This window comes from Clostridium zeae (assembly GCF_017312485.1).
GTDB lineage: Bacteria > Bacillota > Clostridia > Clostridiales > Clostridiaceae > Clostridium_AR > Clostridium_AR zeae.
This window is the reverse complement of the sequence record NZ_BMBA01000001.1, coordinates 546,196-560,164: the sequence shown is the minus strand read 5'-3', so window position 1 is coordinate 560,164 and position 13,969 is coordinate 546,196. Positions and strand designations below refer to the sequence as shown.

Below are 13,969 nucleotides of genomic sequence, written 5' to 3'. Positions count from 1 at the left end.
TAGAATTATTCAAGGATATATTCATTTTCATATTTTAATAATAGTGAAACTGCCACAAATATCTTTCCTTTTACAAGTACTGCTGCAGTTATATCTTCAATATAGTAGCTTAGATTAATTGGACCATCAATGCAAATATCTACTGGTACTACTATAAAAGTGCTGAAGGGTAATTTTTTATTTATAGTAAAACATTTTTTAATATTGTTAGGGTAGTGACAGAAAATTTTACTTTCAAAATGACCGATAATTATAAGTTTCTTTCCAGTAAGAATTTGTCCTTCAAAAGAATTTTCGCAAATTGTATCTACAAAACTAGCACCATCTATTATTAAATCTAATTTATTTCCCTCAAGACATTTATTATTAAAACCATCAAATGGGGCCGAAATGCTATCTGATACAGTAAATTGAGTGAAGCAAGTTCTTTTTGTGTAAGGTATTGAGCCAGTGAAGTTAGAAGATAATTTCTTTAAGATAACATTAGGCATTTTCTAAAACCTCCATAATACTTTTGTTCATTAAAAACTTAAATATGTTTTTATTAAATATAGGCTTAGTTGTAGAAATATCAATGCTTATAACATTATATGAAGTCTCAAATATATGTGTTATTAATTATAGATATAGCTCTTAACTTATAATAGATGATTCAAAAAATGGACAGATTGAGGAGTGAAGTATTTCATAGGTAATTAGAAAAAATTGCTGTGGGATATATTGGAATATAGTGATATAATTACAAGTAATTTAGAATTTATGGAAAGATAGAAGAATTACATTGAACAGAATATTTTAGGCAAAAGCAATGAAATAAACTTTAATGAAAGAGGATACTTATGAAAACACCTATATTAGAAACAGATAGATTAACATTACGACCATTTTATATGGAAGATGCACAAGAAGTATTTGAATGTTGGGAAAGTGACCCTGATGTAGCTAAGTATATGTTTTGGGAAAGTCATAATGATGTAAATAAAACTATTGGTTGGGTAAGGGAAGAAATAAGTAAGATAAATGCTGATGATTGGTATAGGTGGGCAATTTTATTGAAGGAAACTGGAGAGCTAATAGGAACTGGATTGATTTATGTTGATGAAGAATATTCAAAATTTGAAATAGCATATAATTTAGGTGAAAAAGCATGGGGATTTGGATACACAGTAGAGGCAATGCAAGAAGTAATAAAATTTGCTAAGGAAGAATTACGGATAAAGGAATTAATGGGTAGACATGCAAAAGAAAATGTTGCTTCCAAAATAGTATTGGAAAAGTTAGGCTTTACATATATTAAAGACATACCATATGAATGTAATAGAGGAAAAAATATATACGATGGGAGAGAGTATATTTTAGAATTGTAGAAAATTATAAAAATGAGAAATTTGAAATAGATGGAGCAGCATAAATGTGTTGATGCAAACTTTTTTTCATGAAGAGACTCGTGATTTCTTATATGAAGTTAAAGTGTAAAACATTATTACACTTAAGCAGGGCTAATATTAATATATGGTGTACAAAAAGGGGGGGATTTATATGGAAATTATTTTGATTCTTATAGTGATTGTTATTACTTATTTTACTATCAAACTAGCAGTAAAAAATGCAATATATGAAAGTTTAGAAGATATAAGAGGCACAATAAAAGAAGCAATAACTGGGGAATTATATGAACATGAACGTAGAAATACAGATAAATAGTGTAGAAAAAGTCTATATCTGTTTTGTTATTTTTTGTGAAAAAATATATATAGATTAGTAATTTTAAAAAAGCCTTCTAGTATGTATTAAATAAATGTTGTTACTGATACTTAAATGGACAATCTATAAAATATCAACATTTATCTAATACAGAAGCTAATGCTATAAAACATATATACATACGGGTTCCATTGTATGAGGTATTAGTCCATTAAATGTCATACTGGAAGAATTATTACTGGCGAAACATTTATTACTCATAATGAAAGAGGGGATCTAGTACAGAAATTTAATCCTGTATGTGTTGATATGGAAAGTGCTAGTGTTGCACATACATGCTACGTTAATAGAGTACCCTTTATAGTCATTCGCTCAATGTCAGATAATGCAGACGAAAATAGTTCAGAACAATTTAAAGCTACCGTTGAATTGGCTGCACAAAATTCTATAACAGTAGTTGAAGGACTAATAAGAAAGCTAAGTTTATCTATAGCATAGGAATGAATTGAGATACATGAAGAGTATTTATTTGATAGATAATTATAAGGAAAGGATGATGGATAGTTGGAGTTCAACCGTATATTAGATAAGTGGGATATTTCAAATGAGCCTATTAAGCAAATCTATAGTTCTGCTTGGCAAATTGGTGATAAATATGTCTTAAAAACTGGAAAAGACATAAATAACCTTCATAGCAATCTATTGATAATAAAAGCTTTATCAGAGCAAAATATACCAGTAGCTACAGTAATAAAGACCATGGATGGATTAGATTATATAGTTGAAGATAATTCTTATTTTTTTATAAGTAAAAAGATAGATGGTGAGCATTTAACTGATATTTATAATAGTAATTATCCTGAATTAGCATATTTAATTGGACAAGTAATTGGTAAGCTACATGTTGCTTTTAGAGAATGTCAGGAGGATATTTATTGTTATGATAATAATTTCTATGATGAGATTGTTGGTTGGGTATGTCAAACCTTCAAAAATAAAGATATAACTTTAATACCAGACAATATTTTAAAGCAATGCGTTTCGGAATTAAAAGATGTTTATCCTAATTTGCCTCGTCAGTTAATACATAGAGACATACATCCAGGAAATATGCTGTTTCAGAATAATAACTTAACAGGTTATATAGATTTTGACCTAAGTGAAATCAATGCACGGGTTTTCGATATATGCTATATGTCTTTGAGTTTTTTGATTGATAATACTGATGACAAACAAAAGACAAAGAAGTGGTTTGAAATATTAAACAACGTAGTTAATGGGTATAACTCTGTAACACCATTGAGCTCTGAGGAGAAAAAAGCTATGCCAGTTATGATGCTTGCAATCGAAATGCTTTTTGTAGCTTACTTTGTTAACAATGATAATACAGAAGCTGCTGAAGGATCTGCGAAAATATTGTTATGGTTGTGGGAGAATAAAGAACAAATCAGCTCTCAAATGGAATTATTGTGAGTTTAAAATGATTAAATGGAGAATATGAAAAAATGTGATACAAAGATTATTTATATAATACGAGGAGCGTTAAAGATGAAATTAGGAGCAACGTTATACATTAAGAACACAGTTGAAGCCGTGGAGTTCTATAAGGAAGCCTTTGGAATGACTTTGGGATATAATGAGAAATTTCAAGATGGAACATACATACATGCGGTGTTACTTAGAGATGGACAGGAAGTATTTGCCGTAAGTGAATCCCGAAATGATGACTTCGTAAATGCTATGCTATCCTCATCATTAAAAGATTCGCGTCCCACTATGAGTTATGGAATTAATTTTGATAACGAAGATGAAGTTAGAAAGGCATATTCCATGTTAGTAGAAGGAGGGAAGGTGCTTTTTCCATTAGGGTCACTTCCTTGGAGTTCTTGTTGCGCTGATGTGGTAGATAAATATGGTGTATATTGGTACATAACTGTGTAAATATATAATTCCAATAAATTGAACAATATAAGTGAAATCTTTAGTTAGGAACTGATTGATAAGTTTTAAATAGGGGGAGAATATTGTGGCTAATCAAGATATTTTGAATGTTGAGGATGTATTTAATATGTTAGATTCCAAACTTGCTGACCAAGCAATACAATGGAACAGTTTTTACTCAGAGAGATGGGCTAAGGCTCCATTTATAGTATATCCTGATTTACCTGATGAAAATCTAAAACGATATTTTGCAAGTGGAGTAATTGCTCCCAAAAACGTCCTTGAGCTTGGTTGTGGGGAAGGAAGAAATGCTGTATATATGGCTAAGTTAGGTAGTGAAATAACAGCAGTAGATTTATCTGAATCAGCAATTGCTAATGCTAGGATATTTGCTGAAAACAACAATTGTAGTGTTAATTTTATATGTAAATCTATTTTTGAATTAGATAACAAAGAATATGACTTTATATATGATAGTGGTTGCTTTCATCACTTGCCTCCACACAGAAGAATTTCATATGTTGAACTATTAAGAAATTCATTAAAGCAAGGTTCTTACTTTGGACTAACATGTTTTGCTTGGGGAGAAAAATGTGCAGATGAAGTTACGGACTGGGAATATTATGAAAAACACCGTAAAGGAGTTGCATTTACCAAGGAAAAACTTGAGCAAATATTTTGTAAAGACTTTGAAGTTGTAGAGATAAAAAAATATAACGAGGGAATAGAAGGTACTTTGCAAGGATTAGGTTTTATGTGGACGGCCTTATTTAAAAAGAAATAACTTTTGATATGGTGAACAATATTCTTATTTAACTTCACCTTAATAAAAACAGAAAATTACTTGAAACACCTCATTACTCACAATTGAATTCTGAGGTGTTTTTTTTGTATCAATCAAAGAATAATTTAGTAAGTGGCTTTTAACATCGCCTAATTTTAACATTTCTATGAACGATGTTTTTATGTAACTAAATTGTATTATTTTGGAGAAAGTATATGCTATAATTTTGTATATTATAATATTTTAGTAAAATAATTCAAGTTCATAAAACATAAATACTATAAATTATATGATGGGAGTAATTAGGAGGAAGGGTATGCAAAAGTGGGAGTATAAAATAATCACTTGTAAAAGAAATATTGGATTTTTTTCAGACTATAAATGGAATAATGATATGGAATCACTGCTGCCAGGACTTGGTGAAGAGGGATGGGAGCTTGTAAACGTGGTGGCTGAGTCCTCAGCATGGGGAGACAATAATTCAGGGGCAACTACAGAGGAAAAATGGATTTTTAAAAGGCCGAATTGTTAAAAATGAAAATTTGGTATTATTGGGAGGCACAATTATGTCGATGATGGATAAAGTTGAAAATGTGAAAGAACAGTATAGGGACGGTAACAACCTAGCAAAAAGAACTAATTTACATGTAAAACACAGTACAAACAAGCAAGGCTTTGTACCTTGGCTTTTTGAGAAATATGAATTTTCTAAAGGGGATCGCATACTTGAAATAGGATGTGGAAACGGCACACAATGGGAGAATAGGATTCATTTATTGCCTGAAGACTGTACCTTGGTTTTATCGGATTTTTCAGAAGGCATGGTGAAAGTTGTTTGGGAGAAGTATTCTGGTCAGAAGAATATGCTGGCACAGAAGTTAGATATTCAGAATATCCCTTTTCCTGATAATTGTTTTGATGTTATTGTAGCAAATCACATGTTATATCATGTTCCTGATTTACCAAAGGCTCTTTCAGAAGTAAAAAGAGTATTAAAAAATGGCGGCAAGTTTTATGCTGCAACAAACGGAAATGGTGGCATGAGAACATATCTACGCGATGCTTTTAAAGAGGTTAATCCAGATCTAAAATCTTTCACAAAAGATATCTCTTTTACTCTCCAAAATGGACAAAGCTTATTAATAGAGTATTTTGATGATGTTCAAAGGTATGATTATGAAGATTCACTGTCTATTACAGAAACACAGGATTTGATAGACTGGTTAAAATCTACAGTCACCATAGCAACTTATGCTGATAGTGACTTGAATGGTTTTTATGAATATTTCGAAGCTATAAGACAAAAAGAAGGAGCTATTAACATTCCTAAAGAAGCTGGATTGTTTGTATCCACTAAGGTGTAAGTTTATGGAAAAAATTACACCAATGGTTTTATGACATTTGATTTAAACACTGCATTTTTCAGAATCGAATTATGTGGTGTTTTTATGTGGAAAGACTAGAATTATGCTATATAACTATTGAAATTAAATATAGAAAAACTGCTTTTTAATTGAATATTACGTTATTAAAAAGTTAACTTTAGATAATATAAGTGAACCAGTAATGCTGAAAAAATTATAAAAAAACATAATCAATTCTAATATATTTAATGATTTTTGGAAAATATATCACTGTAAAAATAATCATGAATGTTATTATACAAAGGAGGAAATTATGAAAAAATCTATATGTTATTTCTTAATTGCGTGTACTGTTGTAGCAGCACAGTCTTTTAGGGACAATACTGTAAGTGCTAAGCCTGTTGTTGAGGTTTCTACCATTGAACAAAGCTCCGTAGAAGAAAATGTTCAACTTCCTGTTCCAATGCTGGCAAAATTAGAGCAGATTGCACCTAATCAAATTCAAATTAGCTATGATAGGGATGTCGATATAAAATTAGGTACAAAAGCAACTAATTACTGGATTCAAGATATGAAGAATGTTAATCCGAAAGGCATAGGTACTCTTGGGAAAAATGATAGGGTGAATGCGACAAATTCGCTTAAGGATAATATGGTTAAAATAGAATCAAAGAATGGTTCTGCAAAAACATATGTATTAACTTTAAATCGAGAAATTCCTAAGGGAGCAGAGTATAAGCTAATAATCTGTTATGTAACAGTTGAAGGAGCACCTCCTTACAACGGAGATAATGGAATGGCTACTTTTGTTGGTAAATAAACACAGGTTAATAAATCTATATCCTAAATGATATGAAAGTCTATAATAAAATATTAAATTGACTTAAATGAACTTGTATGCTAAATTAAATTAAGTAAGTTGCAATTTATGAATTATAAAAAGTTTATATAAGATAGTTTTCTAGGGTTCCGCAGTTTATAACTGGCTGGTCCGAGAGAAGACGCACAGGAAACTGTGTACACGGAAGGACAAAAGCCTGGGAGATATTTTTAAAATATTTCCTTAGGCTTTTTTTATTTTTATTTATTTTAGAGCAATGTAGACTTCTTTATTTTTGTAGTACTTTTACTTATTCCAATAGGTCTGTTGTTTTTTAAAGAAAGGGTTTCGTTAACTACTGTTTCAGGTGTGATATTATGTATAGTTGGTTTAATACTTATCTCCAAAAGATGATAAAGATGCATCAGTTGTACAGACTGTTTTATATATTAATAATCAAATGATATGAGGAGGAACAATAATGAAAAAGTTTGTTGTAGAGGATGATTTTTGGAATTTATTTCCTAATACTAAGATAGGAATAGTTATTTGTAATGATATAGATAACTCTATAAAAGATAAAGATAAATATAAGGAAATGATTTATAATTCAGAAAAGGAAGCTTTAAAATATTTGCAGAATGCAGAATTTAGCGCTAATGAAGTTATAAAAGTATGGAGAGAGGCCTTTCAAAAGTTTAAAACAAAAAAGGGTGCAAGATCGTCTATTGAAGCACTACTAAAGAGAGTGAACAATGGAAATCATCTAGGTACTATTAACCCGCTTGTTGATATATACAACTGTATTTCCTTAAGATATGCATTACCTTGTGGTGGGGAGGATATTGATACTTTTAGTGGTGATATAAGGCTTACTAAGGCAGCTGGAGATGAAGCTTTTATTACCTTAGGAACAGATAAAAGTGAACCACCATATGAAGGTGAAATAATATATAAAGATAATGAGGGTGCGATTTGCAGGTGCTGGAATTGGCGTGAATCAGTAAGAACTATGCTTACTGAAGATACAAGAAATGCTTTTCTGTGTATTGAACTCACTGATGAAAAAAGAGTTGAAGAGTTTGAAAATGCTCTAAAAGATTTAACAAAAATAGTGCAAGAGGAATTAGGTGGAACATGTAGAACTTCAATTCTTGATATTAACAATAAACAAATAACAATAGAGTATTTCTAGGAGGACATTATGATGGGGAGTTTTAGTTATAAAGATATTTATATTGAAGATGGAAGAAGAGTGCTGGAAGTAAACATACTACCTGAAAAGTATTGTAACTTTGATTGTATATTTTGCCCTATTGGAAGATCGCAAAATAAGGTAGATACACAGAAATCCTTTGATGAAATGGATAGTTCATTAAAAGAACTTGAAAGCATTATAGAAAATACTAAGGCAGAATTGATTTTTATTAACTCAAAAGGAGAAGCTTTTGTTAATGATAAACTTGGTTATATAATTGATTTAATTAAAGGCAAAGGGTTACCTATAAGACTGCTATCTAATGGATATCTACTAGGCAGAGCTGAATACATAGAAGTAGCAAATAGATGTGATGAGGTTATTGGAGAGATAAAAACAATAACTGAAGAGGATTTTCAGAAAGTTCAAAGACCAATTGATGGGTATACCATAGAAGAATACATTTCGAATATGGTTTCCTTTAATAAGCAGTACAAAGGAAAATTTATTTTTGAAATTACAATCATAAAGGGTTATAACGATGATGAAGAATCTGTTAGTAAGCTAAAGGATATCATTAAGAAAATATCTCCTGACAGGATAATTGTTGCAAAAATGGATGATGAAAGATTTAAGAAAAAGCTTGGTATAACTGATGAAAGATATGAGGAGATATCAAAGGCATTACTAAGTATTTAACAATGGCATTATATAATTTGGAGGAATAAAGTTTATGGAGAACTTTTTAATAAAAGAATGTACTTTAAAAGATATAGAAAAAATCAAATATATAGGTGAGAAAACTTTTTATGAAACTTTTTCTAATGAAAATACTGAAGAAGATATGGAAAACTATTTAAGAGAAAATTTCTCTTATGAGCAAGTTAAAAGTGAAGTGAAAAATAACGGCTCGAGATTTTATATAGTGGAAAATAATGAAGAAGTAGTAGCATACATGAAAGTTAATTTTGACAAAGCACAAACAGAGGAAGGCCATGAAAACAGCCTGGAAGTTCAAAGAATTTATGTATTGCAGGAGTGCAAAGGTAAACAGATCGGGAAGAGACTAATACAAAAAGCAATAGAGTTTGCAAGAGACAACAAGCTAAATTATGTGTGGCTAGGGGTATGGGAACACAATATAAATGCAATAAGATTTTATGAAAAGCTGGGATTTGAAAAGTTTGACACTCATATTTTCAAATTAGGTGATGATGAGCAGACAGATAATTTAATGAAATTTGTATTATAGGATTTGTTAATGTACTGTGTTTAAATTTAGTAGTTAGATATGATACTTGAATGTGATTCCCCAAAGGATATTTATATGGAAACACCGCATTATTCATGAAATTGAATTTTGCGGTGTTTTTGCTTTGCAAGATCAAAAATTCGGTATAAATTAAGTGAAATAAAAGAATAATGTTTTGAAAATTGAATGGTGTTGTAAAAAATTAGTAAGCTCAGTAAACTGTAAAGCTCGTGGAATAAATTGTATTTAGATGATATAATTACAAGTGATTAAGGCAAAGTGGTAATTATATTACGAAATAGAACTATTTATAGGAGAAAAATAATGAATAATGAACAATATGAAATAACAATAAAGCAAACTTGGTTCAAGTTGTTAGTGGACGGAGTTTTTAAATTTTATACAAAATATGAAGTTCTTGAAAAATATATAACATTATTAGAATCAGAAGGTTTGGATACTTACTTTTTTGACTGTAATGATTGGGAGAATGCAGAATCATTTTGGGATGATTATAGGATTAAGATTACTAAAGGTAAGTCAGAATCAGAAATTTTACCTAACAATGAAGGATATATATTCATATTCAAAAATTTTGAACATTTTTTTATAAATCATTTTAACGATGCAATTCGTGTGATTAATATAGGTGAGGAAATATCAAGAAATTATCTTTTATTTGGTAAAAAACTTTTAATATTTCTAAATTCTAATGGAGGTATAGTTAATAAAAAATTGTTGCAGATAAATGAACCACTAATAACTCCTATCAGAATGATAGATAGCGATTTTTCAGAAGATATGCTTAGAAGAAAGAGGCAATAGAACGTATTACTAGAAGAATTAAAGAGAAAGAACAACAAACATAATAATGAATAATTTTCTTAAGGGACGACCTTGTAAAAAAGTGCGAATTGAAGATTATAAATATAAGGTGGTGCAAAACATGAAAGTAAGAAAAATGGTTAAAGAGGATATTGACCTCCTCATAAAGATTCGTATGGAATACCTGTTTGCAGAAAAAGGTGTGTCTACTTCGGAAGAAGTGCAAGATATTAGAACGAAGTTAGAAGAATATTTTACTCAACACCTTAACAAGGGATTTATTGCTATCATTGCCGAAAATGAAAATGAAGTATTAGCAACTGCATTTATGTCAATCGTGGAAAGACCTCCGTTAATAGCGTTTTCATCATATCTTGTCGGTACGGTATACAATGTTTTTACATACCCTCCACATAGAGGAAAAGGAATTGCGACGAAAGTTATGACAGAACTTTTATCAGAAGCAAAGCTATTAGGCGTTGCCGCAGTTGATTTAATGGCGACTGAAAAAGGGAAACCATTATATGAAAATCTTGGATTTCAGGTATCAAATTATACATCAATGAATAAGTTCCTCTAACTCCTGTAAAAAAGCATAATCAGATGTTGTTTTACTTCATAATCTCTTATTCAGTGACACAAAAATAAAGAAGAATAATTACTAGAATTTTGGGATAGGTTTAGGTATTTAAAATAAAAGGTGGTAATCCATTTTATTTGTTAAATTCTATGAGAAAAGCAAACTGTGAAGACATCATGAAAAAATTGGTTCAAGAAAAAATAGTTGTTGGTATTAGTGCAGGTTAAAGAAAGGATAATTTGACACATGAAAGAATTAAATGTGATATTAAGTGACTTCCTTCGTCAACACTTTTATAATATACCTTTAGAATCTCCACTATTCTATAATTCTTCAGTTGGTTTAAGATTTGAACTTGGAATGCCGAATAGAGGAGTTGAACACGCTTCTTATTTTACAAATATATTATTACGTTCAATTATGATTTTTAGAGAAATATTCGATACTGATGAACAGATGCTTATTACCATAAAAAGATTTCGGTGTATCGAACCTTACAAATGCTCCAACCAAGGGGAAGAGGTTTTTCCAAAGTATATGAAAGATAAAGAACTTATTAAGCAAGTAAGTAGTATAGAGTTGAAAAAGCACTATGAGGAAAATGGCGATTTATCAGGTATTACATATCAACATATATTGCTATGTAATATTAAATCTATTGACTACATTGGAATTTTAAAAGCAAAAGCTCACCAGGACTTTGCTATTGAACCATATATTTCAGATGAAGTTTTTTTCATCAATTTGCATAAGCATATAATTTTTTATATGTATGACGATAGAGGGATGGATTTAATATCTGAGAGTAAGGGAGCCTTATTACCTATATATGAAAAATATAACAGTTGGATTTTAGCATATGATAAAGAACGAATTGATAATATTTTCATGAGCTAATATTATTGTTTATTCATTATATTAATAATCATTTTTATATTTATCGTAGTTAATATTATCTTTATTTCTTTGATATCGCTTCATTAATATAACATATAATCCAAGTAAAATAAGAAATCCAATTAAGCCTCCAGTGACCAAAATTATATTATCATAATATATCCCTATAAATCCGACAAACATAGGGGAAATTAGAATTAAACTTAAAAATGCTATTAAATAAAATTTTTTTTATAATCATAGAAATTATACATGCAGTTATTAGTAATATAGCAAAAAGTAAAATGAGCATTCTACCATCTAATCCAAAATACTTGTTATTTCCAAAGTTTCGGGAAAGCCACATGCCTAGAAAAGTGCCAAAAACACCCAAACCTTTATACTTATTTTTCATATAAGCTCCTTTTAAAAAAGTTATTAAAGTAATTAATCCAATCATAACATAAAAGTTATATGTAAGGAATGAGTATAAATTTGTTCTACGATTTTTTTGAATCGATTTTCTATTTATAAGTATTATAAAAAGTACGCAGACAAACATAAAATTAATATATTCTTAAAGTTGAAAGAGTTAACCACGGATAGTATTTACACATAAACTATAGAGAGAAATAGATGTTATATTAGGAGTAGAAAAATATTATTGAATAATTAAAAGTTAAAGGAAGGATGAGAGGTATGGAGAATTTTAACTGGGAGTTATTGAAATCTGAACATATTATTAAGGACAAATGGATTTCGTTGAGGGCAGATACATGTAAAATGCCAAATGGTAGGATTGTTACTCCCTATTACGTATATGAATATCCAATATGGGTAAATGTTGTAGCAATAACTAAACAAAAAGAAGTTGTTTTAGTTGAGCAATATCGTCATGGATGCCAAAAGACACTTTTAGAACTACCATCAGGAGGAATGGAGCCCTCAGATAAATCTCCTGTTGAAGCAATTAAGAGAGAATTGGCTGAGGAAACAGGTTATACAGGTGAAAAGTTTATTCATACATGTACCATATCTGCTAATCCAGCAAATCATAATAACCTTACTTATTGTTTTCTAGCCTTGGATGTTGAATTAACTAAAGATATTAATTTAGATGAAACAGAACAAATAAGGGTTGTATTAAAGCCATTGAATGAAGTAATCACAAGTCTTAAAAGCAATGATTTTCTCCAAGCACTACACGTTTCATCTTTATTTCATGCCTTAATGCAGATGGATTTAATAAAGATTTAATAAGTAATACTTTTATAAAGTAGCAAAAGAAATGAAATAGAATATTTATTAAAAACATCCCATTATTCAAATCTGGATTATGGGGTGTTTTTAAATGGTAATATAAAAAATAGTTCTAGAGTTCCTAACACAACTATTAATCTATACCAGCCCGCAAATCCACAGAAGTCGGGATCTTAGTGCTGGTACAGATTAAGTTTCGATACAGTAACTCTTTACTTATATATTAAATTTAAGATAGAGAGTTTGGATATTTATCAGTGAAAAAGATTAAAATGTCTCTTAATTTTGTGGGTGTAACTGGAAATTAATGATATAATTACAAGTGGGAAGTCGATAGTTGAAAATTATAACGAATTTACATATAAGGTGGACATCTTTGACAAAGGGATACTATTTGACTGGTATTGGGTGCTAGTTGAAAATAATATCAGTAATGATGAAAAATAAAATGTATCTATAAATATAATGAGTTTTGATATAACTTAACTGCACTAGAAAAATTGAGGTAAAGTGTTTAGAAAGGAAATATTATATGATTAATAAAGACATATGGAAGATAGCTATGGAACAATCGGCAATAGACTTAAACTGCAAAGCTACTGATTTCTTGAACAAAGGAAGTACCGTTGTAATATCTAAACTAAATGAGGGAAGAAAAAAGTGCTATAAAAAGCCGTTGTTCTGCGGATTAGCCTATTATGGTTCAGGATTGGTGGTTTCTGTAGATGAAAGAATAGAAGAGTTTATGAAGGGGTTTGTTGATAGGCATTCTGAATATAGATGCTTTGATACGCCTCAGTTAATTGTATTAAATAGAGAGTTTGAAAAATACGGCAAAAGTGTATGTTTTATTGCTGAATTCTTTCTACCTGATTTAGAAAAACAAGTTTTGATTAATGAAAATATTGAAGTGAAGATGCTTATTGAAGATGAAATTCCAGCATTGTATGAAGATGATAGATTTTCTATGGCATTAGGATATAACTCTGACAGTGATAAAAAGGATATTTTGGCGGTAGTTGGATATATTGATGGAAAAATAGCAGGTGTGGCAGGTGCAAGCAATGACTGTGATACAATGTGGCAGATAGGAATCGATGTTTTACCCGAATATAGAAGACTAGGAGTGGCAACAACACTCACAAAGCTTTTGACAGATGAGATTATTAAACTTGGAAAAGTACCGTTTTATTGTACTGCATGGTCAAATATTGCATCAAAAAGTAATGCTGTAAAGTGCGGATATAAAACCGCATGGGTAGAAATGACTGCTATTGATACCGAGGATGCCATGAAAATGATTGGTGAGTAAGTAAATTCTAGAGAGATTGTTTAAGGATTATATAAGAATACTGGAGGCTAATA

At 30.0% G+C, this 13,969-nt stretch carries 19 protein-coding genes and 1 riboswitch; of the genes, 18 read left to right on the top strand and 1 reads right to left on the bottom strand.

The annotated features are described in order from the left end of the window. Positions 1–5: 5 nt before the first annotated feature. Positions 6–491, bottom strand: a complete 486-nt coding sequence (locus tag J3477_RS02610; RefSeq protein ID WP_206867994.1) for a hypothetical protein — start codon at positions 489–491, stop codon at positions 6–8. 348 nt (positions 492–839) lie between these two features. Between J3477_RS02610 and J3477_RS02605 the strand changes: the two genes are divergently transcribed. The 18 genes from J3477_RS02605 (at position 840) to J3477_RS02520 (ending at position 13,916) form a co-directional block, all read left to right on the top strand. After that, positions 840–1,367 (top strand): GNAT family N-acetyltransferase, encoded by a 528-nt coding sequence (locus tag J3477_RS02605; protein WP_206867993.1) that lies wholly within the window; start codon positions 840–842, stop codon positions 1,365–1,367. A 172-nt stretch (positions 1,368–1,539) separates the two neighbouring features. Further along, a complete protein-coding gene (locus J3477_RS02600) occupies positions 1,540–1,704 on the top strand; it encodes a DUF6019 family protein (RefSeq protein WP_206867992.1) in 165 nt (54 codons plus the stop codon). Between the two features lie 210 nt (positions 1,705–1,914). Further along, complete coding sequence (locus J3477_RS02595) at positions 1,915–2,202, top strand: 5'-methylthioadenosine/S-adenosylhomocysteine nucleosidase (protein WP_206869634.1); 288 nt, start codon at positions 1,915–1,917, stop codon at positions 2,200–2,202. A gap of 66 nt (positions 2,203–2,268) precedes the next feature. Beyond that, complete coding sequence (locus J3477_RS02590) at positions 2,269–3,177, top strand: phosphotransferase enzyme family protein (RefSeq protein WP_206867991.1); 909 nt, start codon at positions 2,269–2,271, stop codon at positions 3,175–3,177. A gap of 75 nt (positions 3,178–3,252) precedes the next feature. After that, positions 3,253–3,645: a VOC family protein gene (locus J3477_RS02585; RefSeq protein ID WP_206867990.1), complete on the top strand. Its 393-nt coding sequence runs from the start codon at positions 3,253–3,255 to the stop codon at positions 3,643–3,645. An 85-nt stretch (positions 3,646–3,730) separates the two neighbouring features. Beyond that, positions 3,731–4,429, top strand: a complete 699-nt coding sequence (locus J3477_RS02580; RefSeq protein WP_206867989.1) for a class I SAM-dependent methyltransferase — start codon at positions 3,731–3,733, stop codon at positions 4,427–4,429. Between the two features lie 316 nt (positions 4,430–4,745). Continuing rightward, positions 4,746–4,961, top strand: a complete 216-nt coding sequence (locus J3477_RS02575; protein ID WP_206867988.1) for a DUF4177 domain-containing protein — start codon at positions 4,746–4,748, stop codon at positions 4,959–4,961. Between the two features lie 34 nt (positions 4,962–4,995). Further along, a complete protein-coding gene (locus tag J3477_RS02570) occupies positions 4,996–5,793 on the top strand; it encodes a class I SAM-dependent methyltransferase (protein ID WP_206867987.1) in 798 nt (265 codons plus the stop codon). A gap of 313 nt (positions 5,794–6,106) precedes the next feature. After that, a complete protein-coding gene (locus J3477_RS02565; protein ID WP_206867986.1) occupies positions 6,107–6,613 on the top strand; it encodes a hypothetical protein in 507 nt (168 codons plus the stop codon). Positions 6,614–6,743: 130 nt separating this feature from the next. Next, a riboswitch (guanidine-I (ykkC/yxkD leader) is annotated at positions 6,744–6,839 on the top strand. 255 nt (positions 6,840–7,094) lie between these two features. After that, positions 7,095–7,808 carry a B3/B4 domain-containing protein gene (locus J3477_RS02560; protein WP_206867985.1) on the top strand — a complete coding sequence of 238 codons (714 nt, stop codon included), beginning with the start codon at positions 7,095–7,097 and terminating at the stop codon, positions 7,806–7,808. 12 nt (positions 7,809–7,820) lie between these two features. Beyond that, positions 7,821–8,510 carry a radical SAM protein gene (locus J3477_RS02555; protein WP_206869633.1) on the top strand — a complete coding sequence of 230 codons (690 nt, stop codon included), beginning with the start codon at positions 7,821–7,823 and terminating at the stop codon, positions 8,508–8,510. Positions 8,511–8,544: 34 nt separating this feature from the next. Continuing rightward, positions 8,545–9,063, top strand: a complete 519-nt coding sequence (locus J3477_RS02550; protein WP_206867984.1) for a GNAT family N-acetyltransferase — start codon at positions 8,545–8,547, stop codon at positions 9,061–9,063. Between the two features lie 324 nt (positions 9,064–9,387). Continuing rightward, complete coding sequence (locus J3477_RS02545; protein WP_206867983.1) at positions 9,388–9,888, top strand: hypothetical protein; 501 nt, start codon at positions 9,388–9,390, stop codon at positions 9,886–9,888. A gap of 121 nt (positions 9,889–10,009) precedes the next feature. Then, positions 10,010–10,468: a GNAT family N-acetyltransferase gene (locus J3477_RS02540; protein ID WP_206867982.1), complete on the top strand. Its 459-nt coding sequence runs from the start codon at positions 10,010–10,012 to the stop codon at positions 10,466–10,468. A gap of 113 nt (positions 10,469–10,581) precedes the next feature. Next, positions 10,582–10,695 carry a Type 1 glutamine amidotransferase-like domain-containing protein gene (locus tag J3477_RS02535; RefSeq protein WP_228731242.1) on the top strand — a complete coding sequence of 38 codons (114 nt, stop codon included), beginning with the start codon at positions 10,582–10,584 and terminating at the stop codon, positions 10,693–10,695. Between the two features lie 19 nt (positions 10,696–10,714). After that, a complete protein-coding gene (locus tag J3477_RS02530) occupies positions 10,715–11,365 on the top strand; it encodes a DUF3885 domain-containing protein (protein ID WP_206867980.1) in 651 nt (216 codons plus the stop codon). A 678-nt stretch (positions 11,366–12,043) separates the two neighbouring features. After that, positions 12,044–12,601 (top strand): NUDIX hydrolase, encoded by a 558-nt coding sequence (locus tag J3477_RS02525; RefSeq protein ID WP_206867979.1) that lies wholly within the window; start codon positions 12,044–12,046, stop codon positions 12,599–12,601. Positions 12,602–13,136: 535 nt separating this feature from the next. Beyond that, the gene (locus J3477_RS02520; RefSeq protein WP_206867978.1) at positions 13,137–13,916 is read left to right on the top strand and encodes a GNAT family N-acetyltransferase; all 780 of its coding nucleotides are present in this window, start codon (positions 13,137–13,139) and stop codon (positions 13,914–13,916) included. The last annotated feature ends 53 nt before the right edge of the window (positions 13,917–13,969 follow it).